We start from the raw sequence: 21,167 nt of genomic DNA on the forward strand, positions 1-21,167 counted from the left end.
TGCCCGGCCGGTCGGGCCCGAAGCGGTGCGGGCCCGACGGCTCCTCCCGTCGACCTGCCGGACGGAGCCGCCATCGTTCGAGAACGTCCGGACGATGGCTGTCAAGGGCCGACCGGCCCCGGTCCGGGGACGGTCGGAGGCGGAGGGCCCTGTCGGCCTGCGGGTAGCGTTTGGCAGACTGCAGGGTGTCTGCGTCCGGACGTCGGTCCGGACGTCCGCGATTGCGCGAGGAGAGTTGCTGCCATGTCCGAGGGTTCGGCACCGATCAGGGTGTTCCTGCTGGACGACCACGAGGTGGTCCGCCGCGGGGTGCACGACCTGCTGGACTCCGAGCCCGACCTGGACGTGGTCGGCGAGGCCGGCACCGTCGAACAGGCGCTGGCCCGGGTGCCGGCGCTGCGCCCGGACGTCGCGGTGCTCGACATGCGGCTGCCCGACGGCGACGGCGTCTCGGTGTGCCGGGAGTTGCGTTCACGGATGCCGCAACTCGCCTGCCTGATGCTCACCTCGTTCGACGACGAGGAGGCGCTGCTCGACTCGATCATGGCGGGCGCGGCCGGCTACGTGCTGAAGCAGATCAGCGGCACCGACCTGGTCACCGCGATCCGCACCGTCGCCTCCGGTCAGTCCATGCTCGACCCGGGCGCGGCGACCCGGCTGATGGCCCGCCTGCGCGGCGAGGCCCCCGCGCCCGCCCCCGACTTCCCCAACCTGACCGAGCGGGAGCGGGAGATCCTCGCCCTGATCGGCGAGGGCCTGACCAACCGGCAGATCGGCGAGCGGGTGTTCCTCGCCGAGAAAACCGTCAAGAACCACATCTCCCGGCTGCTGGCCAAGCTCGGCGTCGAGCGCCGGGTGCAGGCCGCGGTGATCGCCACCCAGACGCTGGGCGCGCACTCCTCCGGGCGCGGCGCCTGATCGCGGGACGGTCCCGTTCCGGGGCCGGTGGTGTCGGGGCCGCTCGTTAGGGTTCCCCCGGGTGGCCGGCCGACCGTGGCGGCCGCCCGGAAGCCATCGGTTGTCTGGAGGAACAGTGCGGCGCTGGGAACTGGTCGGGGACGGTTCGGCGAAGTTCTGGGAGGCGGGGGCCGACGGCGCATCCGTGCAGGTCCGCTACGGCCGGATCGGCACCGCGGGACGCGTCCAGGTCAAGGAGCTCGCGGACCCGGCCGCCGCCGAGGCGCACCTGGCGAAGCAAATCGCCGAGAAGGAGCGCAAGGGCTACCGGGAGACGGGAGTTGCCGCCGCTGCGACGGCAGCCCCGGTCACTGTCACTGCCACTGCAGCAGGCGCCCAGGCCGGCCCGGGCTCGCCGGCCGTTGGAGAGCTCGCGCAGCCCTTCGAAGGCGCCCGCGAGGACGCGCCCGAAGACACCGTCCAGGACGCCGAGTTCGCCGAACTGCCGGACGAGGACGCCTTTGTGCTGCCGGAGTCCTGGTACCCGCTGGTGGTGCCGCGCCGCGGTGGCGGGGTGCCCGCGGGGCCGGCCCGGCCGCCGGTGGACGCGGCGGCGGCCGGGGAGTTGGAGTCGCTGCGGATCGCCAAGAACGAGACCTGGATCGAGCGGGTGCTCGACGACCCCAACTCCGAGCGGTACCTGGTGCGGGCCGCCCGCGCGTACCTGCGCGGGATGCCGGACCCGATCGGCGCGGCGGCGATCGCGGCGATGCTGCGCGAGACCTGGCAGAAGGGCGGGATCCAGCAGGTCCTGGACTCCTGGATCGCCCGGTTCGGGCTGGGTTTCGCGGCCCGCGCCGCGGTGGCGTCCTTCGAGTTCGACTCGGGTTGCGCCCGGCCGAACCACCACCGGATCGGGCTGATCTCGGAGGGGTCGGGCCGCCGGGAGCTGCGCGGGGCGGAGTTCGGATTCGTGCTGGCGCAGGGGGTGCGGCAGGCGCTGGCGCTCGCCGACGAGCCCGAATACCGTTCCGCGCTGGCCGAGTTGACGGCGATCCGGACTCGGCGGGATCGCCGGGCGGCGACCGCCTTCCTGGCCCCGGAGGCGCCGGGCTGGGTGGACGAGTGCCTGGCCGAGCTGCCGACGTTCGGGAAGGTCAGCGAGGTTTCGTACGCCCAGCTGGTGCACGCGATCGGCACGGCGGAGCAGGTCGCGCGGATCGCGCAGTACCCGCTCCGCTCCTGGATGGACTGGCCGCCGAGCCAACTGCCCACGCTGGCCGACGCGGTGGGCGCCGCGTGCGCGCCGCTGTTCGAGCGCGCCCTGGACACCCAGTACGACCACGACAAGGTCCGTCAACTCGCGCTCCAGATCGCCGAGTTCCCCGGCGACGAGGCGTTCCGGCTGCTGCTCGACCGGATCGCCGTCCGGCACGTCCGGCCCGGTCTGCTGCACGCGATGCGTCGCTACCCGGTGCGCGCGGTACGACTGTTGGCGGAGTTCGTCCGGCAGCACACCGGCCCGGAGGCGGCGAGCGCACGGCAGCTGCTGGTCAGTCAGGTCGGCGCGCTCCGGCCGCAGTTGCCCGCCGTCCTCGCCCGACTCGACGCCGACACCGCCGAGTTCGTCGCCGCGCTGGACGTCACGCGGCAGCAGCTGCCGGAGGCCGGGACGGGCGCGCTGCCGGAGCTGCTGACCTCGCCGCCGTGGGCCCGTCCGCGTCCCGTCCGCAAGCCGAAGGTGCTGGCCGGGATCACCGCCGACGAAACCGCCCAACTGCTGTGGAAGGACGGCGAGTCGGAGCAGTGGCAGGAGGGCAGGTCGGCCCCGTGGTCGTCCTTCGGTCCGGGCTTCGACTGGGCCGCCGAGGCGAGGAGCCGCCTGACGGAGGCCGGCAGCCTCTGGTACGGCGCGGAGCTGCTCGCGCACGGCCCCGAGGAGATCGTGGGCCGGTATCTGGCGGGCTGGCGGCCCGGCGAGTACTGGAACGCGGCGGAGTCGCTGCGCCCGGTGGTGGCCAGGTTCGGTCTGGCCGCGCTGCCGCTGCTGCGCGAAGGGGCGGCTGCCCAGCCGGGCCACGTGGTGCCGCTGCTGCTGCCGTTCCGTGACGCCACCGTGGCGGCGGTGATGGCGGATGCCCTGGTCCGGCTCAAGTCGCACCGGGCGACGGCCCGTTCGTGGTTCGTCCGGCACGGTCTGGCGGGTGCGCTGCTGGTGGTGCCGAACGCGGTCGGCAGGGCGGGCCGGGCGCGGTCGGCCGCGGAGAGCGCGCTGCGGCTGGTCGCGGCGGAGCAGGGCGCGGACGCGCTGCTCGCGGCGGTGCAGGAACGTTACGGCGAGGCAGTGGCGGCCGTGGTCGCGGAGGCGCTGAGCGCGGACCCGCTGGTCAACGCGCTGCCCGCGCGGATGCCGGAGTTCCCGGACTGGCTGCTGCTCGGTGCGCTGCCGCAGCTGGTGCTGCGCTCGGGCGAGGCGCTGCCGCGGTCGGCGGTGCGCCAGGTGGTGACCATGATGACGCTGTCGAAGCTGCGCGACCCGTATCCGGGGCTGCCGCTGGTGGCGGAACTGCTCCGGCCGGAGTCCGCGGCCGCGTTCGCCTGGACGCTGTTCGAGGAGTGGCGGCAGGCGGGAATGCCGGCGGCGGACAGTTGGGCGCTGTACGTGCTGGGCGAGTGGGGCGACGACGGGACGGCGCGCCGGCTGGCGCCGGTGCTGCGCGAGTGGCCGGGCGCGGGTGCGCACCACCGGGCGGTGGAGGGCCTGGACGTGCTGGCGGCGATCGGCAGCGACGTCGCGCTGCTGCAGTTGCACGGCATCGCGCAGCGGGTGAAGTTCAAGGCGCTGAAGTCGCGGGCGCAGGAGAAGGTCACCGAGATCGCCGAGGCGCTCGGCCTGACGGCCGATCAGCTCGGCGACCGGCTGGTGCCGGACCTGGGGCTGGACGCGAACGGCACGACGGTCGTCGACTACGGAGCGCGGACGTTCACGGTCGGGTTCGACGAGCAGCTGCGTCCGTTCGTGCTGGACGCGGCCGGCAAGCGCCGCACGGATCTGCCCGCGCCCGGCGCCGCCGACGACCCGCAGCTCGCGCCGGTCGAGCGCAAGCGCTTCGCCGCGCTGAAGAAGGACGTCCGGACGCTGGCGGCCGACCAACTGAACCGCCTGGAGGCCGCGATGCTCGCCGGGCGGACCTGGACGGCGGCCGAGTTCCGCACTCTGCTGGTCGACCACCCGCTGCTCCGGCACCTGGTCCGACGGCTCGTCTGGACGACTGCGGAAACCGCTTTCCGCGTCACCGGGGACCGCACCTTCACCGACGTCCACGACGCGGCGTTCACGCTGCCCGAGGACGCCGTGGTCCGGCTCGCCCACCCGCTGCACCTCGGTGCCGACCTGGCCGGCTGGACCGAGCTGTTCGCCCGCCACGAGCTCCGCCAGCCGTTCCGTCAGCTGGCCCGTCCGGTGGTCGCGTTGACGGCCGAGGAGGCGGCCGGGCACCGGCTGCACCGCTTCGAGGGGGCGAAGGTTCCGGTGGGCCGGCTGCTGGGCCTGACCAAGCGCGGCTGGCAGCGCGGCACGCCCGAGGACGCGGGGGTGGAGCGCTGGTTCCACAAGCCGCTGCCGGACGGCCGGCACCTGGTGCTCGACCTCGACCCGGGCATCTACGTGGGCGCGGTGGCCGAGTTCGCCGAGCAGACCTTCCGCGTGGTGTTCGTGGACACCCGGGCGTACGACTACCGGGCGAGCCGCGAGTACCGCGAGCGGTTCGCGGACCTGGACGCCGTCACCGCCTCCGAACTCCTCGCCGACCTGGAGGAACTGACGGCCGACTGAGAACCCCTCCGGGGACCGCGACGAGCCTCCCGGTCCGGCGGTCGGACCGGCCGTACGGTGGGAGGCGGCACCGAGGAGGGCTTCCGATGCGCAGCGTGATCTGCTCGATGGGCGTCTCGCTCGACGGCTATGTCGCCGGGCCGGACGGCGAGTTCGGCTGGACGGCGCCCGACGAGGAGCTGTTCCGCTTCGTCACCGACGAGATTCGCGGGGTCGCCGTCTACCTGCTCGGACGGCGGCTGTACGAGACGATGCTGTACTGGGAGACCGCCGGTCGGGATCCGTCGCTCGACGCCCCGAGGCGGGAGTGGGCCGCGCTCTGGAATGCGCTCCCCAAGGTGGTCTTCTCCACCACCTTGTCGTCGGTCCGGGGCAACGCCCGCCTGGCCACCGGGGGCTTGGCCGAGGAGATCGCGCGGTGGCGGGCCGAGCCGGGGCCGGGCGAGATCGCGATCGGCGGCCCGACGCTCGCCGTGCAGGCGGCCGAGTCGGGCCTGATCGACGAGTACCGCGCCAGGGTCCACCCGGTGCTGGTCGGCGGCGGCACCCCGTTCTTCCCGCGGGACGGGCACCGGGTGGATCTGGACCTCGTCGAGACCCGCACCTTCCCCTCGAAGGTCGTCAACCTCCGGTACCGCGTGCTGCGTTGAATCCCTGGGCGGTCGGGCCGCCGCCGCCCGGCAACCAGGGTCAGCTCATGCCGACCAGCATGTAGAACATGCCGATGGCCATCACCGTGCGCCGGGCCGAGACCAGTCGGAGCGGGGCGGGCGGCCCGGGTCCGCGGTCAAGGGCCGGATACCGGCCCGTGGTCGGGCGGGGCAGCAGGAGCGAGGCGACTCCGACGGCGGCGTACGCCAGGAAGTACGCGGCCAGCAGGAACAGCGTCCAGGCCGGCACCGCGGCGTGGACGGCCTCGTGGACACCGCTGCCGCCGGTGTGGCGGTGCTTCGGCGCCACGGCCAGGGCGGCCATCGCGGACGCGCCGACGACGTGGTGGGCGTAGTGCGCCCGGGCCCCGGGCGACGCCGGATCGCCGTCGTGGTGACGCCCGGCGCGGGCCGGGCGTCGGCGGGCCGGCCAGGCCGCGGACGCGGCGAGCAGGGCCGCCCACAGGCCCTGCGGCAGGGGGTCGAACGCCGGTGCCATCATCGCGACCACCGCGAGCGCCATCACGATCTCGGCCGCCTCCAGTCGGCGGTCCGCGCATCGGCCGCCCGCGATGCCGGACACGCCGTGCAGCACGCACCAGCCGGTCAGTGCGATCAGCAGGGCGGTGGCGATCACGGGTTCTCGCACCGGAACCTCCCTTCCGCGGCCGCGCCACCGCCACCGAACCCGGCACCAGCCGCGCCACCGCCACCGGGCTACGCGTCCTGCACCAGCAGCCGCGCGTTGACAGTCGGGCTGCCGGCCTGCGCGAGCGGGAACGCGGTGCCGATCTCCGCGGGGTGCCCGGGCACGTCGATGCGGACGGACAGCTTCCGGTCCTGGAGTTGTTCCTGCGGCATCCGGAAGTCGAGGTTGATGATGCCGTGCTTCACGCAGGTCGGGCACTTCCGCGGGGTCTTCGGCTGGAAGAAGTAGCGCTTCGCGACCGGCTCGCCGTCGGCGAGCAGCGTCACGAAGAACGACCCCGGGATGTTCAGCCGGTCGATTCCCTTCACCCGCACCGACACCGGGTCGGCGCTGCGGAACGCGAAGGGGCTGGCGGCGTCGGTGCTTCCGGTCAGGTTCTCCATGACGCTCTCCGCGGGGCCGGGGGCGGGGACGTCCAGCCGGTCGTACGAGACGGTGGTCTCGATCGTCTGGTCGGCCGTCGTGGTGAACGGCGGCAGGGCGTTGAACGGCGCGGTGAGCCAGCCGGTGTCGGTCCCCAGGGTGGACCGGAAGCCGGTCAGCGTGGTCGCCTGGGCGCGGGTCTGCCAGCTCAGCCAGAGGCGGTCGATGTTGCAGTGGAAGAACCAGAACACCGGGTCGAACGACGCGACGTTCTGGTCGGCCATCGTCGGCCCGATCGAGCCGTGGCCGCCGTCGTGGGCCTGGATCGAGAAGTCCTGGTACCCGTTCACGTTGTACGCGCCCCAGAGCGACTGGGTCAACGAGGTGGTGATGTCGTCCAGCACCCCGAAGTCCTGCACGTTCTGGGTGATGGTCGCGACGGAGAAGCGCTGGGTCGTGTACGGGAAGTACCCGGTGACGGGCTGCGGCGTCGCGGTGGCACCGGGGTCGGCCGGCAGGACGTACTGGTCGAGCGGCGGGTGCTGGAGCCGGTCCGGCAGGGCGGTCGTGATGTCCCAGTAGGGGAGCGTCACCGTCTCGCAGCCCGGGACGGACCGCAGCGCGTCCTCGAACTCGATCAGGTACTGACGGTGCCAGGGGTTGAACCGGTCCTCGTGGTGCAGGCACCAGCTCTGCGGGAGACCGTGCTGCCCGGCCAGCACGAAGTAGCTGTCCGCCGCCGACGGGTCGCGGGCCATCAGGCCGCTGAACGCGGTCTTCAGCAGCGTGAACTCGGCGTCGGTCAGTGTGGTGACGTCCTTGCGCAGCCTGGTCGGGGCCGGTCCGCCCCCCGTGGGCCCGCCGCCCGTCGCCGTACCGAGCGGCATGCCGTTGACGATCCAGTTCTTGAACGTCTGGGAGCGTTCGGCGCTCCACTGCCCGGCCTGGTCCGGGGGCATCTGCGGGTTCGGCGAGGAGGTCTGCGCGAGGATGGCGAGCGCGTTCCTCTTCACCCCGTCGTAGGTTCCGAGCTCGATCCCCTTGACGGCCATGTGGGAGACGTCCTCGGGCCGGAAGTAGAAGCGGATGTCCGCCAGATAGGTGGGCGCTGCGACGACCTGGTCGGGGGTCGGGTTTCCTGGGGTCGTGGTCATGCTTCCTCCGCTGGGCTCCGAACGGGAGTGACGAGGCCGGCTGCGCGGTGCAGCCGTCGGGGCGGTCGCATCAGTCGCTCCGGGTGGCCGAGCACTCAAGGAGGTGGCTGCGCGATCGACGCACAGGGTCCATGGTCGGAGCGTGCGCGGCCGCCTGCCAGGCAGGCTGGGCCGCTCAGGGCGCGGCCGGACGGAGGAACGCCCGCCGACGGAGCGGGAGCGGAGGGCCGGCGGGGCGGGGGCGGGAGCCGGGAGGGGAGGGCGGGCGCGGGCGGGAACCGGGGGCGGCATACGCTGATCCGGTTTCGCGCGTTTCGCACGGTCCGCACGTCCAGAGGAGAGAGGCAGTTCAGGTGAGTTCACCCCGCCGGCCGCACAGTGTCGAGCCCCCGAACGAGGAGTCCGGCGAGGAGTTCCCCGAGACGCCGGGCGAGGGGTTCCCCGAGACGCCGGGCGAGGGGTTCCGCGCGGAGGCGGACGAGGTTCGCCGGTTCTGGGGCGGGCTCGGGCTGCCCGGGCTGATCGACGTGCACACCCACTTCATGCCGGAGCGGGTGCTGCGCAAGGTGTGGGAGTACTTCGACGCCAACGGGCCGCTGGTCGGCGGACTGGCCTGGCCGATCACCTACCGCACCGAGGAGGCCGAACGCACCGCCGTGCTGCGGGACTTCGGCGTCCTGGCGTTCACCTCGATGCTCTACCCGCACAAGCCGGGCATGGCGCGGTGGCTGAACGACTGGGCCGTCGACTTCGCCCGCCGCACGCCGGACTGCCTGCACACGGCCACGCTGTACCCCGAGCCGGACACCGGGGAGTACGTCCGGGCGGCGCTCGACGCGGGCGCCCGGGTGTTCAAGGCCCATGTGCAGGTCGGCGACTACGACCCGGCGGACGAGCAACTGCACTCGGCGTGGGGGATGTTGGCGGAGGCGGGCGTCCCGGTGGTGATGCACTGCGGTTCCGGGCCGGCGCCCGGCCGGTTCACCGGGCCCGAGTCCGCCGCCCGGGTGCTCGCCCGGCACCCCCGACTGCGGCTGATCGTCGCCCACTTGGGCATGCCCGAGTACGACGAGTTCCTGGACCTGGCCGAGCGGTACCCGCAGGTGCACCTCGACACCACCATGGCGTTCACCGACTTCACCGAGAGCTTCATGCCCTTCCCCCGGCAGGCGCTGCCCCGGCTCGCCGACCTCGGCGACCGCATCCTGCTCGGCACCGACTTCCCGAACATCCCCTACCCGTACCTGCATCAACTCCGGTCCCTGGAACGGCTGGACCTCGGATCCGACTGGCTGCGCGCGGTCTGCCACCACAACGCCGCGAAGCTGTTCGGCTGCTGACCGCCCGCACCCCGGCGCCGCCGTCCGCACCCCGGCACCGCCGTCCGCCTGCGGGTGTCCGCCCACGGGCGGACGCCCGGCGGCGGCGGAGATCACTACCATCGCCGCATGGATCGGGACGTGCCGCGCGCGCCGTGGCTGAGGCGACTGCCGTCGGGGGTCTGGACGGCACTGGCCTGGTGCGCCGCCGGGCAGTTGGCCCTGCTGCTCTTCATGTCGACGACGTTCGAGCTGGCCCCGCCGCTCGGACTCCGGCACCCGCCCTCCGTGACGGGCCTCGCCCTGCGGGCGGCCCTGGCCGTGGTGCTCGCGCTGCCGGTCTGCTGGGCCAGGCGGTGGCCGACGCAGGTGTTCGGGGTGCTGCTGGCCGAGGCGGCGGTCGTCCTGCTGCTCGGTGAGCGGACCTGGCCGCTGTTCATGGCGATGGACGTTCTGATCGGCTACCTCGCGGCGGTCCGCCCGGGTCGGGTCTCCATTCCCGCCGGCCTCGCCGAATTCGCCTTCTGGCTGGTCGATTTGGCGATAACGAAGCGCGGCGCGGTGACGACCGGTGACATCGTGAGCAGCGCCGTGGCGTTCGCCGCCGGCATCGCGATTCCATGGGCGATCGGCAACTCGGTCCACCAGCAACGCCGTTACAGCAGCGACCTGCGCGCGTACGCCGCCCGTCAGGCGATCACGGTCGAACGGCTGCGGATCGCCCGGGAGTTGCACGACGTGGTGGCGCACAGCATCGGCGTGATCGCGATCCAGGCCGGTGCGGCGAGCATGGTGCTCGACGTGGAGCCGGCCGGGGCCCGCCGGGCGCTGGACGCCATCGACGCCACCAGCCGGGAGACGCTGGCCGGTCTGCGCCGGATGCTCGTCTCGCTGCGGCACGCCGAGACCGGCGCCGACGATCCCTCGATCGCCGTGCCGCTCGCCGGACTTGAGGCCGTCGAGCGGCTGACGGCGACGATGGCGCAAGCCGGCGTCGAGGTCGACGTACAGTGGCGGGGGCGGGCGCGCCCGCTGCCGCCCGAGATCGACCTGGCCGCCTTCCGGATCGTCCAGGAGTCGGTCACCAACGTGCTCCGGCACGCCGGCGCCGACCGCTGCGAGGTGCACATCGCCTACCACGAGGAGGAGTTGGCCATCGACGTGATCGACGAGGGCCACGGCCGCGCGCCCGACCGCCGCACCGGCGGCACCGGCGGCACCGGGTACGGCATCGCCGGGATGCGCGAGCGGGTCGCCCTGCTGAACGGCCGCTTCAGTGCCGGCTCCCGCCCCGAGGGCGGCTTCCGGGTCGCCGCGAGGCTTCCCGCATGACGGCCACCGACCGAACTGCCGCCGCCCGAACGGCCGTTGACCGAACCGCCACTGCCCGAACCGCCGCCGACCGGACGCCCGGTGACCGCGCAGCGGCCGACGGCGTCGGCTCGGCGATCCGGGTGCTGCTCGCCGACGACCAGGAGTTGGTGCGCGCCGGGCTGGGCATGGCGATCGGCCACTCCCCCGGTCTGGAGCTCGTCGGCGAGGCGGCCACCGGCGCCGAGGCCGTCCAACGGGCCGCCGAGGTCCGCCCGGACGTCGTGGTGATGGACATTCGGATGCCCGGCACGGACGGGATCGAGGCCACCGGGCTGCTCACCGCGGGCGCGGCCGGCCCGGTGCCCCGGGTGCTGATCCTGACCACCTTCGACGACGACGAGAACGTCTACGCCGCGCTGCGGGCCGGTGCGAGCGGCTTCCTGGTCAAGGACATGGCGCTGGCGGAGATCCTCGCGGCGATCCGGGTGGTCGCAGCCGGCGACGCCCTGATCGCCCCGAGCGTCACCCGGCGACTGATCGCCGACCTCACCGCCCGGCCCGCGCCCGTCGCACCGAAGCGCCGCCTCCCGGGCGTCACCGAACGCGAGCGCGAGGTCCTGGCGCTGGTCGGTCGCGGTCTGTCCAATGCCGAGATCGCCGAGCAGCTGTTCATCGCCCCCGCCACCGCCAAGACCCATGTCGCCCGGCTGCTGGCCAAGTTGGACGCCCGCGACCGCGTCCATCTCGTCATCGCCGCCTACGACGCGGGCCTGGTGTCCCCGTCCGGCTGAACTCACCCGGACCGGGACACCGGCCACCGATCGCGTGCGCTACGGGAGTTGGACGGTGACCTCCGGCATGTCCGGGGAGGGACCGTCGAACAGCGGCTCGGGCTTCCCCTTCAACTGCTGGTCGAAGAAGGCGCCGAGGTACGTCCGGGTGATCTCCACTCCGCGCACGGGGTCGATCGCTCCGGGCTTGGCGGGGATGCCCACGGCGCGGGCGAGTATCAGCAGGTCGCTGAAGGTGCCGTGCTCGGCTCCGGCGACGGTGAGCCGGCGCTTCCAGCCGTCCAGCGCGGCCCAGGCGTCGTCCCAGCTGGGGTCCGTGCCCGGAGCCTCGCCGGGCTGGGCGCCGAACAGCAGGAACGGCCGCCCGCCCAGGCCGGTGGCCGGGACCGGCGCGAAGAAGGTGCCGTCCATGTTCACCCCCGCCTGCACCCGGCGGTCGGCGGCCATCGTCACGGCGGCGGCGTCACCCCCGATCGAGTGCCCGGCCATGCCGATCCGGTGGCGGTCGATCAGCCGGGCGTGCGCCCACGGCGAGCGTTCCGACGTCAACTGGTCGATGACGAACGAGGCGTCCTTCGCCCGGCTCTCGGCGATGGCCGCCGGACCGCCCGTCGGCGGACGGTCGCAGATGGCGCATTCGAGCGTCCGGCCGTCCGGGAAGGTGACGCCGGTGGACTCGTAGGTGTGGTCGATCAGCGCGACCACGTACCCGCGGCCGGCCAGGTCCTCGGCGATGCCGGAGAACGCGGCCCGCGGGAACGTGAAGCCGGGCGAGAGCAGCACCAGCGGGAACCGGCCGCCCACCGGGCGGGCGTCCGCCCGCGCCCAGGTGCCCGTGCCGGCCATCGTCTCGGGCGGAATGCCCGATCCCGGGGCCTTCGCCGCCAGGAACAGCCGGGCCTCCTCGGTGGTCATGTAGGGCGCGGGCGTCCCGCTCCCGGCCCGGGCCGGGTAGTACATCGACACCATCAACTGCCGGGCTCCCGCCGACGGCACCCAGGGGTCCTGGCGGTTCCGGTCGACGAGGTGCAGCAGGTCGCGCCCGACCGCGTACGGCCCGGTCGGCCGGGGCAGCGAGACGGCGGACCCGACCGGTGCCGGGGCCGCGGCGGACGGCGGCGCAGCGGTGGCGAATGCAGGGGCCGCAGCGACGATCGGCAGCGGCAGGACGAAGGCGAGCGCGGCGGTCACGGCCGCGCGGCGGAGACTGGTCATGTCCTTGAACCTAGGCTGCGCGGAGGCCACTTGACGTCTGCTCGGGAGCGGAGTGCCAGGTCCGCTCCCGGACGGATCCGGCCTCCGCCGCGGGGCGGACCGCGTCCTGCACCCAGGAGCAGGGCCGGGCTGTCGGCGCGGCTGACTAGGGTCTCCCGCAACAGTTCGTCCGACCCGCTGCGCCTCCGAGCCGCCGCTCGGGACGCCGGCCGGTCGGGTGGGTCAGGAGGACCGGTGCAGGACGTCAACGCCGCTGAACGGCAGCTCGGTTGTGGCGAGGAGTCGCCGTTCGACGAGGACTTCGTGATGCCCGCGTCGTGGCGCCCGCTGGTGCTGCCCCGGCGCGGCGGCCGCGTCGCGTCGGTGGCGGACCGGCCGGGCGTCGAGGCCGTCGCCGCCGAGGACGCCCTGATCGCGGAACATCGGGAGGCGATCGAGCGGGTGCTCGCGACCGGGTCCCACGACCCGGAGCTGGTGGCCGCCGCCCGGGCGTATCTCGCCGGTGCGGCCGACCCGTTGGGGGCGGCCGTGCTGCCACGGCTGCTGCCGCCCGGCGAGTGGTGGGGCGACGGGCGGTGGGCCGACCTGGTCGACGCGTGGACGGCCCGGCACGGCCTGGCGTTCGCGGTGCACGCGGCCGTCCTGGCGCTGGATGTGACGCGGTGCAGCGCAACGGAGTTCGGGGACCTGGTCCGGCAGGACGTGCTGCGGGAGCACTACCACGCCGTCCCCGACGAGTACGGCCTGGTCCGCTGGGCGCGCCACCTGCTGACGATCGCCGACGAGCCCGCGTACCTGGCGGCCCGTGCCACGGTGGAGGCGCTGCGCACCACGCCCGGCCGCCGCGTCCTGGCCGCCCACCTGCTGCCGGACGTCGCCGAGTGGGTGGACGACTGCCTGGCCGAGGAGCCGACGTACGACCACGCGGGCCCGGTCCTCCGGACGCTGCTGCTGGCCGCGCTCGGCAACCGGGCCCAGCTCGATCGGCTCGGGCACCGCCCGACGGTGACGTGGCGGGCCTGGACGATCGCCACCGTCGCCACCCTCGCCGACGGCCTGGGCAACGCGTGCGTTCCGCTGCTCGCCGCTGTGTCGGATCCGTCGGAGAACACTCCGTGGATGCGCGAACGCGCGGAATTCCTACTGGAGTTCCGTACCGACGAGGCGTTCCGGGCGCTGCTGGCCGGCCTGGAGATCCGGCAGGTCGCTCCCGTCCTGCAGGAGGCGCTGCGCCGCGACCCGGTGCGCGGGGCGCGCCTGTTGGCCTCGGCCGCCCACGGCGGCGGCGAGGCCGCCCGGCAGGCCCTCGACCGGCACCTGCGGGTCTCGTCGGCCCGGCTCCCCGAGATCCTCGCCCAACTCGACTCCCCCACCGCCCGGTTCGTCCGCTCCCTGGACGGCGCGCAGCCGCTCGCACCGGCCGCCGCACCGGCCGCGCTGCCCGAACTGCTGGCCTCCCCACCGTGGACGCGCCCGCGCCGAGCCCGCAAGCCGGCGGTGATCACCGGTCTCCCCCTCGACGAGTCACGTCAACTGCTCTGGCGGGAAGGCGAACAGGCGGCCTGGGCGGACGCCCGGCACTTCGACGACTGGTGGAGCTACGGCGAGGACACCGACTGGGCGGCCGAGGCGGCGAAGGGTCTGGAACCCCAAGGCCTGTGGTACTCCTGCCGGTTGCTGCACCAGGGCCCGGTGGAGGTGCTGGCCCCGCTGGTGGCCGATTGGCGTCCGCGCCGCTTCAACCTGGGCCTGGAGTACCTGCGGCCGGTGCTCGGCAAGTACGGCCTCGCCGCCGCGCCGATGGCCCTGCACGCGGCCCGCTCCAGCCCGGCCACCATGTCTCCGCTGCTGCTGCCACTGCTCGACATCGAGGCGGCCCGGCTGCTGGCCGCCGGCCTGGTCCGGCTCAAGTCCGTTCGGGCGACGGCGCGTTCGTGGTTCGCCCGGCACGGCGTGGCGGGCGCGCTGCTGCTGGTCCCGGACGCCCTCGCCAAGCCGGGCCGGGACCGGGCGGCCGCCGAGGCGGCACTGCGCCTGGTGGCCGCGCCCGACGACGGCGAGGCGCTGCTGCGGGCCGTCGCCGCGCGGTACGGCGCGGCGTCGGCGGGGGCGATCGGCGCGATGCTGGCCGTGGACCCGCTGGAGAGCGCCCTGCCCGCACGGCTGCCGCAGGACCCCGAGTGGCTGGAGCCCGCCGCGCTGCCGCAACTGCTGCTGGCGGGCGCGGAGGAGGCGCTGCCGGAGTCGGCGGTGCGTCAGGTGGTGGTGATGGCGGCCCTGGGCAAGCCCGACGCCCCCTACCCGGGTCTTGCCACCGTCGCCCGCGCCTGCCGTCCCGACAGCCTCCCGGCCTTCGCGTGGGCACTGTTCGAGGAGTGGCGACGGGCCGGCCTGCCCGCCGCGGACAGCTGGACGCTCACCCTGCTCGGCGAGTGGGGCGACGACCGGACCGCCTGCCGGCTGGCCGCTGTCCTGCGCGAATGGCCCGGCCAGGGTGCGCACCGACGGGCCGTGGAGGGGCTGGACGTCCTCGCTGCGATCGGCACCGACACCGCGCTCCGCCAACTGCACCTGCTGGCCCAGCGGGTGAAGTACGGCGCGCTCAAGGCCCGGGCGGCCGAGAAGATCGCCGAGGTCGCCGAACACCTGGGCCTGACGGCCGATCAACTCGCCGACCGCCTGGTGCCCGACCTCGGCCTGTCCGCGGATGGCACCACCGTCGTCGACTACGGCTCGCGCACCTTCACCGTCGGCTTCGACGAGCAGCTCCGCCCGTTCGTCCTCGCCGCGGACGGCCGCCACCTCAGGGATCTACCTGCCCCCGGCGCCACGGACGACCCGCAGCTCGCACCCGCCGAACGGAAACGTTTCACCGCCCTGAAGAAGGACGCCCGCGCCCTCGCCGCCGACCAGATCCATCGCCTCGAAGCCGCGATGCTCACCGGCCGGACCTGGACCGCCGCCGAGTTCCGAGACCTTCTCGTCGCCCACCCGCTGCTCTCGCACCTCGTCCGCCGCCTCGTCTGGACCACCACGGAAACCGCTTTCCGCATCGCCGGGGACCGCACCTTCGCCGACCTCCACGGCCACGCCTTCACCCTCCCCGACGACGCCGGCGTCCGCCTCCCCCACCCCCTCCACCTCGCCGAGGACCTCCCCGGCTGGACCGAGCTCTTCGCGGACTGCGAACTCACCCAGCCGTTCCCCCAACTTGCCCGCCCCGTCCGCGCTTTGACCCCCGGCGAAGCAGCCGGCCACCGACTCCACCGCCACGAGAACCGCACCGTCCCCGTCGGCGCCCTCCTCGGCCTGGTGAAGCGCGGCTGGCAGCGCAACGGCGCCTCCGACAACGGCGTCGAATCCTCGCTCTCGAAGTCGCTGCCGGGCGGCCGATGGCTGTCCGTCACCCTGGACCCCGGCTACAGCGTCCCGGTGACGGCCCATTCCCCCGAACAGACCGTGCAGGAAGTCTGGCTGGGCACCCGCCCGGGCGACTGGTTCGCCGGTGCCGCCCAGGAGCACCGCTTCGCCGACCTCGATGCCGTCACCGCGTCCGAACTGCTCACCGAACTGGAGCAGTTGACCGCCTCCTGACCCGACCGGCCCACCCTCGGACGCGAGGGTGGGCCGGTCGCGTCAGGACCGCTGACGGTGGATCAGTTCCCGGTGCGACTCCTGCAGCCCCTCGGGGAGGTCGTCCGGCGAGAACCACCGAGCCTCCAGGATCTCGAACGACTCGACCTCGATCCGTCCACCGACCAGCAGCGCCTCGTACGCGACTTCGAGGCGCAGCTTGAACCCGCTCTTCAGGTAGGCGAGTTCGCCCACCTTCACGGTGAGCCCGGTCTCCTCCCGAACCTCCCGGACGACGGTCTCCTCGAAGCTCTCCCCCTTGTTCGCATAACCGCTCGGCAGCCCCCACTGCCGTCCCTCCGGCCACAGCCGGTGCTTCAGCAGCAGCACCCGGCCTTCGTCGTCACGCACGATCCCGGTGACCCCGACCATGAACTTCGCGTGCCACACCCACAGCACCCGCCACTGCATCGGCCCCCGGATGATCCGCCAGAGCTTCACGGCGACCTTCTTCATGGCCCCACCCTTCGTCGATGTCCCGCCCACCGGCCGCGAACGCGAAACACCCACGATCCCGCACCGGACCTGCGACGCCAAGCGGACCGGCGCCGCCGCCCCCACCGGCTCGAACGTCCGATGCTCCGGCCGGGCGGGTTCGCCGTGCCGCTCTCCGCTCCGAGCACTTGGCGGAGCGCGGGACCGGTGCGCCCGGCGACGCCGGGAACATTTTGCCGCCAAGTACTCCGATATCGTAGTATCCGAAACCGTGAATTCCGAATCCGTATCATCAAGCGGGTCTGCGCTGCTGGCCTTGCAGCGCGCGACCCACGCCACCCTGCAGCTGATCGCCGCCGAGCTCGTCGACCTCGATCTGACCGCCTCCGAGATCAATGCGCTGGCCAACCTCGCCGACGGCCGGGGCCGCACCGTCTCCCAGCTGGGGGCCGCGGTCGGCACCCGCCCGACGACGCTCACCGGCGTGCTGGACCGACTGGAGCGCCGCGGCCACATCACCCGCGGCACGCGCACCGGCGACCGCCGCTCGGTGCTCGTCGAACTGACCGACTCCGGCCGCGCGACGGCCGCCGCCATCACCCGCACGCTGGCGGCCATCGAGAACCGCGCGATGGACGGCCTGCCCGCCGAAGCAGTCGCCGGTTTCCATGCCGTTCTGGACGCGCTGGTCAAGGTGGGCTCATGACCACGCACACCCCCGGTCCGCACTCCGGCCACGGCGCGAACAGCACGGAGGACGAGTCCTCGCCGTTCGCCGAGTTGATGGGCGAGACGATGGCGACCGCCGAGCGGTTCGGGCACCGCCAGCACATCCGGCTGACCTGGCTGGCCGTCCGACGCTACGGCACCGGTGCGGCTGTCGACCTGGTCAGCGACGGCATCCGGCGCACCGCCCGCTACGCGGGCGTACCGCAGAAGTACAACGCCACCGTCAGCCGAGCCTGGGTCGAACTCGTGGGCCACCACGCCGGGCAGTCGGCCACCGCCGACTTCGACGCCTTCGTCGAGCAGCACCCCGCGCTGCTCGACAAGAAGTTGCTCACCCGCTTCTACCGCTCGTCGACGCTGGCGGGCGACCCGGCCAGAACCGGCTGGGTCGAACCGGATCTCGCTCCGTTTCCCTGGCAGCAAGCCGGCCGGTGAGTCCCGGTGCGGCTGTTCCCGCACCCCTCTCCCACCCCGGTGACCGGCGCGAACGCCACCGAGGAGCACCCGTCGACGGAACCGCCCACCCGGCCTCCGCGCTCGGTGCACCTGCGCAAGCACGACACGCCCGCGCAGATCGCGGTCGGCTTCCGCATCGGCGACGGCCGTGCCGACCGTTCGGGCAAACACCGTCGCCACGGGGGTGAACCACCAGATCATCACCGGCCCGACCGGAAGGTTGGTGTGGACCTCCCGCGCCCTGCCCGGGCGCGCCCACGGCCTGACCGACGCCCGCACCCACCGCACCGTGAAGTCCTGCGTCCGACTCCACGTCCCGCACCTGGCCGACATGGCGCACACCGGTGCGGGCGGAACCTTCGAACTCGGCATCACACAGCGATCGTCGAACCGGGCCCACGCCCGGCTCCGCCACCCGGTCGAACGCGGAGTGGCCGCACTCAAACGCTGGAGGATTCCTTCAGCCCGGAAGCCGGTCCTCCGACGAGTTCGAACGCCGGTCGGGCCGGTCAGCGCAGCAGGAGGTCGACCACGCCCGTGAGGTCCTCGTCCGCGCTGCCTTCTTCTGCCAGGCGGCGGCGCATCAGGTCGAAGTAGGGGGTGAGGAGTTCGGGGCTGACTCCCTGCTGTTCGGCGGTGTCGAGGAAGGTCGGGGTGCCGGCGACCTGCATGGCGAGGGTGGAGACGACGCCGGTGGTGTAGTCGCCGGTGCGGAGCTGGTCGGCGGTGCGGTGGACGGAGGGGGCCATCGCGGTGAGCCAGTCGGCGAGGAGCGGGGCGAGGGTGGCGGGGTCGATGTCCTCCTTGCGGACCAGGGCGAAGGCGTGCGCGGCGCCGGCGAGCATGCCGTACATGGCGCTGAGCAGGGCGATGTCGTGCAGGGCGGCGAAGCCCGCGTCCTCGCCGACGTAGGTGGTGGCGAGGGGGACGGCGAGGGTGGCGCGGTGACGGTCGAACAGGTCCTGCGAGCCGCTGTAGAAGACGTAGCCACCGGCCTGCGGGACGCCGACCATCGGGGGGACGGCCATGATGCCGCCGTCGAGGTAGCGGGCCCCGCGCTCGCGGGCCCACTCGGCGCGGGCGCGGGCCTGGGCGGGGGTGCTGGTGGTCAGGTTGACCACGTCCCGGCCGGTCAGGTCGATCCCGGTGTCGGTCGCGCTCTCGCCCAGGACGTCGCCTATCGAGGCGTCGTCCAGCAGGCAGAGCACGATCAGGGTGTTCGCGGCGACCGCCTCCGCCGCTGTCCCGGCAACCGTCGCTCCCTCGCCGCCGAGGGCCTCGGCGCGCGCCGCGGTGCGGTTCCAGACGGTGAGCGGGTGGCCGGCGGCGAGCCAGGTGCGGGCCAGTGCGGCGCCCATCGTCCCGAGGCCCAGCAGGGCGACGGGAGTCCTCTCGGCAGCATGGGCAGTGTCGTTCTCAATGGTGTTCTGTGCCATGCGGATTAGGCTGGTCCACGGCCCGAAGGTGATCAAGTACGCACTTCGCAGTGGGTGGTTACCCCGGGGTGAGTGAGCACGTCGGAAGGGGTGGGGGCATGGCGACGCTGAACCGGCCGGGCACGGCGGAGGGACACGTCTGCGGGATCGACACCGCGATGGAGGTGATCGGCGGCCGGTGGAAGGTCCTGGTCCTGTGGGCACTGCACGAGCAACCGTGCCGCCGCTTCGGGGAGTTGCGCCGACTACTCCCCGGGATCACCGAGAAGGTACTGGCTTCCCACCTCCGCGAACTGGAGGCCGACGGCGTCGTGCGCCGCGTCTCCTACGACGAGGTCCCGCCCCGCGTCGAGTACTCACTCACCGAGGACGGCCTCCGCCTCAACGACGCACTCCAGCCACTGGCTGCCTGGGCCCGCGAACGCCGGTCCCGTCAGCCATAGGGCCGCCCGGTCGGATCGGCGCACGTCACGTCGGCCGCCCGGCCGACGAGCCGCGAGACGACGCGGGATTTCTGGACTTGTTGGTCCATTTTCACCTCCCTAACGTACGGACTGCGCCCGGAACAGCGGGCCTCCACAGGAAGGTGTCATCCCATGCATGCGATTCGTATCGAGGAGCACGGCGGCCCCGAGGTCATGCGCTGGACCGAGCTGCCGGATCCGGCGCCCGGCGCCGGGGAGGTGCTGGTGCGGTTGGGGGCGGCGGGCGTCAACTACATGGATACCGGTGCACGGGCGTCGGGCGGGCCGGGGTGGGCGGCGCCGGTGGTGCTGGGGGCCGAGGGGATGGGGTACGTGACGGCTCTCGGTGCGGGTGTGACGGAGTTCGCCGTCGGCGACCGGGTGGCGTGGTTCTACCACCCGGGCAGCTACGCCGAGTTGCTGGCGGTTCCGGCGACATCGCTGGTGAAGGTGCCCGACGGAGTGTCGGACGAGGTGGCCGGCGGTCTGCTGATGCAAGGTCTGACGGCGAATCACCTGAGCACCGAGACGTACCCGATCGGGCCGGGCGACACGGCGGTGGTCCACGCGGCGGCCGGCGGGGTGGGCCAGTTGCTCACCCAGCTGGTGAAGGCCCGCGGCGGGTCGGTGATCGGGCTGGTCTCCCGGGAGGACAAGGCGGCGGTGGCCGAGGAGGTCGGCGCGGACCACGTGCTGGTGCACTCCGGCGCCGGGTTCGAGGACCGGGTGCGGGAACTCACCGGCGGACGGGGGGCCGACGTGGTCTACGACGGCGGCGGAGCAGACACCTTCCGCTCCTCCCAGCTGGCGCTGCGCACCCACGGCGTGCACGCGTACTACGGGCCGTTCATGGGTGTGCCGACGCTGCGGCCCACCGATCTGCCCAACAGCATCCTGCTGACCTACCCGGTGGTGCACCATCACGTCGCCACCCGCGAGGCGCTGGTCCGGCGGACCGGCGAGGTGTTCGACCTGGTGCGGAGCGGGCAGCTGACGCTGCGGGTCACCGGCCGCTACCCGCTCGCCGAGGCCGCCCGGGCCCACGCCGACATCGAATCGCGCCGCACCACCGGCAAGTTGGTCCTCGTCCCCTGACAGACTGGCGCCGGAGTCCGGGCGGGTTCCGGACGACGTCGACGGCTGGAGGATCCATGACGTTGACCCGCAAGGGCCTCGCGACCAGGCAGCGCATCGTCGACGGTGCGGCCGAGCAGATCCGTGAGCACGGGGTGTTCGCGGTGCGCCTGGAGGACGTGATGACCCGCACCTCGACCAGCAAGAGTCAGCTCTTCCACTACTTCCCCGGCGGCAAGGACGATCTGCTGCTCGCCGTGGCCCGGCACGAGGCGGACCGGGTGATCGAGGACCAGCAGCCCGAACTGGGCTCGCTCACCTCCTGGGACGCCTGGCACCGGTGGCGCGACAAGGTCCTGGCCCGCTACCGCACCCAGGGCAGCGACTGCCCGCTGCACACCGCCCTGGCCCAGCTCGGCGGCGTCACGGACGCCACCCGGTCGGTGGCCCGCGAACTGCTCGCCCGGTGGCAGCGCCAACTCGCCGACGGCATCCGCCGGATGCAGTCCGACGGGGCGATCGCCCCGCACCTGGACGCCGACCGCGAGGCCGCGGCGCTACTGGCGGGCGTCCAGGGCGGCGTGCTGATCCTGATGACCACCGGCGACTCCACCCACCTGGAGGCCGCCCTCGACACCGCCCTGGCCCGCCTCCGCGAATCCCGCTGAGCCGGACGCCGCCCTCGACACCGCT

At 73.4% G+C, this 21,167-nt stretch carries 18 protein-coding genes; 13 read left to right on the forward strand and 5 right to left on the reverse strand.

Annotated elements, in window-relative coordinates; genetic code table 11:
- Positions 1 to 243: 243 nt before the first annotated feature.
- The 3 genes from IEZ12_RS09935 (at position 244) to IEZ12_RS09945 (ending at position 5,382) form a co-directional block, all read left to right on the forward strand.
- Positions 244 to 918 carry a response regulator gene (locus IEZ12_RS09935; RefSeq protein ID WP_189271667.1) on the forward strand — a complete coding sequence of 225 codons (675 nt, stop codon included), beginning with the start codon at positions 244 to 246 and terminating at the stop codon, positions 916 to 918.
- A 115-nt stretch (positions 919 to 1,033) separates the two neighbouring features.
- A complete protein-coding gene (locus IEZ12_RS39995) occupies positions 1,034 to 4,732 on the forward strand; it encodes a DUF4132 domain-containing protein (RefSeq protein ID WP_189271668.1) in 3,699 nt (1,232 codons plus the stop codon).
- Between the two features lie 86 nt (positions 4,733 to 4,818).
- Positions 4,819 to 5,382 carry a dihydrofolate reductase family protein gene (locus IEZ12_RS09945; protein WP_189271669.1) on the forward strand — a complete coding sequence of 188 codons (564 nt, stop codon included), beginning with the start codon at positions 4,819 to 4,821 and terminating at the stop codon, positions 5,380 to 5,382.
- A 40-nt stretch (positions 5,383 to 5,422) separates the two neighbouring features.
- On the opposite strand, the gene IEZ12_RS09950 is transcribed toward IEZ12_RS09945, so the two are convergent.
- The gene (locus IEZ12_RS09950) at positions 5,423 to 6,031 is read right to left on the reverse strand and encodes a DUF5134 domain-containing protein (RefSeq protein WP_189271670.1); all 609 of its coding nucleotides are present in this window, start codon (positions 6,029 to 6,031) and stop codon (positions 5,423 to 5,425) included.
- 68 nt (positions 6,032 to 6,099) lie between these two features.
- Positions 6,100 to 7,608, reverse strand: a complete 1,509-nt coding sequence (locus tag IEZ12_RS09955) for a tyrosinase family protein (protein ID WP_189271671.1) — start codon at positions 7,606 to 7,608, stop codon at positions 6,100 to 6,102.
- A 509-nt stretch (positions 7,609 to 8,117) separates the two neighbouring features.
- On the opposite strand from IEZ12_RS09955, the gene IEZ12_RS09960 reads away from it, so the two are divergent.
- The 3 genes from IEZ12_RS09960 to IEZ12_RS09970 all read left to right on the forward strand — a co-directional run bounded on the left by IEZ12_RS09960 (position 8,118) and on the right by IEZ12_RS09970 (position 11,032).
- Positions 8,118 to 8,948: an amidohydrolase family protein gene (locus tag IEZ12_RS09960; RefSeq protein ID WP_229847426.1), complete on the forward strand. Its 831-nt coding sequence runs from the start codon at positions 8,118 to 8,120 to the stop codon at positions 8,946 to 8,948.
- Positions 8,949 to 9,056: 108 nt separating this feature from the next.
- A complete protein-coding gene (locus IEZ12_RS09965; RefSeq protein ID WP_229847386.1) occupies positions 9,057 to 10,259 on the forward strand; it encodes a sensor histidine kinase in 1,203 nt (400 codons plus the stop codon).
- Entirely contained in the window at positions 10,256 to 11,032 is a 777-nt protein-coding gene (locus tag IEZ12_RS09970; RefSeq protein ID WP_189271673.1) for a response regulator, read from the forward strand. The genes IEZ12_RS09965 and IEZ12_RS09970 overlap by 4 nt, the downstream gene beginning before the upstream one ends.
- A gap of 39 nt (positions 11,033 to 11,071) precedes the next feature.
- Here IEZ12_RS09970 and IEZ12_RS09975 read toward each other — a convergent pair whose 3' ends face one another.
- Positions 11,072 to 12,247 carry an alpha/beta hydrolase family protein gene (locus IEZ12_RS09975; RefSeq protein ID WP_189271674.1) on the reverse strand — a complete coding sequence of 392 codons (1,176 nt, stop codon included), beginning with the start codon at positions 12,245 to 12,247 and terminating at the stop codon, positions 11,072 to 11,074.
- A 234-nt stretch (positions 12,248 to 12,481) separates the two neighbouring features.
- Between IEZ12_RS09975 and IEZ12_RS09980 the strand changes: the two genes are divergently transcribed.
- Entirely contained in the window at positions 12,482 to 15,841 is a 3,360-nt protein-coding gene (locus IEZ12_RS09980; protein WP_189271675.1) for a DUF4132 domain-containing protein, read from the forward strand.
- Positions 15,842 to 15,883: 42 nt separating this feature from the next.
- On the opposite strand, the gene IEZ12_RS09985 is transcribed toward IEZ12_RS09980, so the two are convergent.
- Positions 15,884 to 16,336, reverse strand: coding sequence for an NUDIX domain-containing protein (locus IEZ12_RS09985; RefSeq protein WP_189271676.1), 453 nt, complete (start codon positions 16,334 to 16,336; stop codon positions 15,884 to 15,886).
- Positions 16,337 to 16,586: 250 nt separating this feature from the next.
- Between IEZ12_RS09985 and IEZ12_RS38090 the strand changes: the two genes are divergently transcribed.
- The 3 genes from IEZ12_RS38090 (at position 16,587) to IEZ12_RS10000 (ending at position 18,041) form a co-directional block, all read left to right on the forward strand.
- A complete protein-coding gene (locus IEZ12_RS38090; RefSeq protein WP_229847387.1) occupies positions 16,587 to 17,021 on the forward strand; it encodes a MarR family winged helix-turn-helix transcriptional regulator in 435 nt (144 codons plus the stop codon).
- Positions 17,018 to 17,479: a hypothetical protein gene (locus tag IEZ12_RS09995; protein ID WP_229847388.1), complete on the forward strand. Its 462-nt coding sequence runs from the start codon at positions 17,018 to 17,020 to the stop codon at positions 17,477 to 17,479. The genes IEZ12_RS38090 and IEZ12_RS09995 overlap by 4 nt, the downstream gene beginning before the upstream one ends.
- Positions 17,480 to 17,723: 244 nt before the next feature.
- Positions 17,724 to 18,041, forward strand: coding sequence for a hypothetical protein (locus tag IEZ12_RS10000; protein WP_373295458.1), 318 nt, complete (start codon positions 17,724 to 17,726; stop codon positions 18,039 to 18,041).
- On the opposite strand, the gene IEZ12_RS10005 is transcribed toward IEZ12_RS10000, so the two are convergent.
- The gene (locus tag IEZ12_RS10005) at positions 18,010 to 18,936 is read right to left on the reverse strand and encodes an NAD(P)-dependent oxidoreductase (RefSeq protein ID WP_189271678.1); all 927 of its coding nucleotides are present in this window, start codon (positions 18,934 to 18,936) and stop codon (positions 18,010 to 18,012) included. The genes IEZ12_RS10000 and IEZ12_RS10005 overlap by 32 nt on opposite strands.
- 98 nt (positions 18,937 to 19,034) lie before the next feature.
- Between IEZ12_RS10005 and IEZ12_RS10010 the strand changes: the two genes are divergently transcribed.
- The 3 genes from IEZ12_RS10010 (at position 19,035) to IEZ12_RS10020 (ending at position 21,142) form a co-directional block, all read left to right on the forward strand.
- Positions 19,035 to 19,379: a winged helix-turn-helix transcriptional regulator gene (locus IEZ12_RS10010; RefSeq protein WP_189271679.1), complete on the forward strand. Its 345-nt coding sequence runs from the start codon at positions 19,035 to 19,037 to the stop codon at positions 19,377 to 19,379.
- 153 nt (positions 19,380 to 19,532) lie between these two features.
- Complete coding sequence (locus tag IEZ12_RS10015; protein ID WP_189271680.1) at positions 19,533 to 20,495, forward strand: quinone oxidoreductase family protein; 963 nt, start codon at positions 19,533 to 19,535, stop codon at positions 20,493 to 20,495.
- Positions 20,496 to 20,551: 56 nt separating this feature from the next.
- Positions 20,552 to 21,142, forward strand: coding sequence for a TetR/AcrR family transcriptional regulator (locus tag IEZ12_RS10020; protein WP_189271681.1), 591 nt, complete (start codon positions 20,552 to 20,554; stop codon positions 21,140 to 21,142).
- Positions 21,143 to 21,167: the final 25 nt, after the last annotated feature.

The sequence above is a fragment of the Kitasatospora griseola genome, from assembly GCF_014648555.1.
Classification (GTDB): domain Bacteria; phylum Actinomycetota; class Actinomycetes; order Streptomycetales; family Streptomycetaceae; genus Kitasatospora; species Kitasatospora griseola.

Bases quoted from the DNA above. Each gene is read 5' to 3' on its own strand.
- IEZ12_RS09935 (WP_189271667.1), top strand. From the start codon at position 244: ATGTCCGAGGGTTCGGCACCGATCAGGGTGTTCCTGCTGGACGACCAC.
- IEZ12_RS09945 (WP_189271669.1), top strand. From the start codon at position 4,819: ATGCGCAGCGTGATCTGCTCGATGGGCGTCTCGCTCGACGGCTATGTC.
- IEZ12_RS09955 (WP_189271671.1), bottom strand. From the start codon at position 7,608: ATGACCACGACCCCAGGAAACCCGACCCCCGACCAGGTCGTCGCAGCG.
- IEZ12_RS09965 (WP_229847386.1), top strand. From the start codon at position 9,057: ATGGATCGGGACGTGCCGCGCGCGCCGTGGCTGAGGCGACTGCCGTCG.
- IEZ12_RS09970 (WP_189271673.1), top strand. From the start codon at position 10,256: ATGACGGCCACCGACCGAACTGCCGCCGCCCGAACGGCCGTTGACCGA.
- IEZ12_RS09975 (WP_189271674.1), bottom strand. From the start codon at position 12,247: ATGACCAGTCTCCGCCGCGCGGCCGTGACCGCCGCGCTCGCCTTCGTC.
- IEZ12_RS09985 (WP_189271676.1), bottom strand. From the start codon at position 16,336: ATGAAGAAGGTCGCCGTGAAGCTCTGGCGGATCATCCGGGGGCCGATG.
- IEZ12_RS09995 (WP_229847388.1), top strand. From the start codon at position 17,018: ATGACCACGCACACCCCCGGTCCGCACTCCGGCCACGGCGCGAACAGC.
- IEZ12_RS10005 (WP_189271678.1), bottom strand. From the start codon at position 18,936: ATGGCACAGAACACCATTGAGAACGACACTGCCCATGCTGCCGAGAGG.
- IEZ12_RS10010 (WP_189271679.1), top strand. From the start codon at position 19,035: ATGGCGACGCTGAACCGGCCGGGCACGGCGGAGGGACACGTCTGCGGG.
- IEZ12_RS10015 (WP_189271680.1), top strand. From the start codon at position 19,533: ATGCATGCGATTCGTATCGAGGAGCACGGCGGCCCCGAGGTCATGCGC.
- IEZ12_RS10020 (WP_189271681.1), top strand. From the start codon at position 20,552: ATGACGTTGACCCGCAAGGGCCTCGCGACCAGGCAGCGCATCGTCGAC.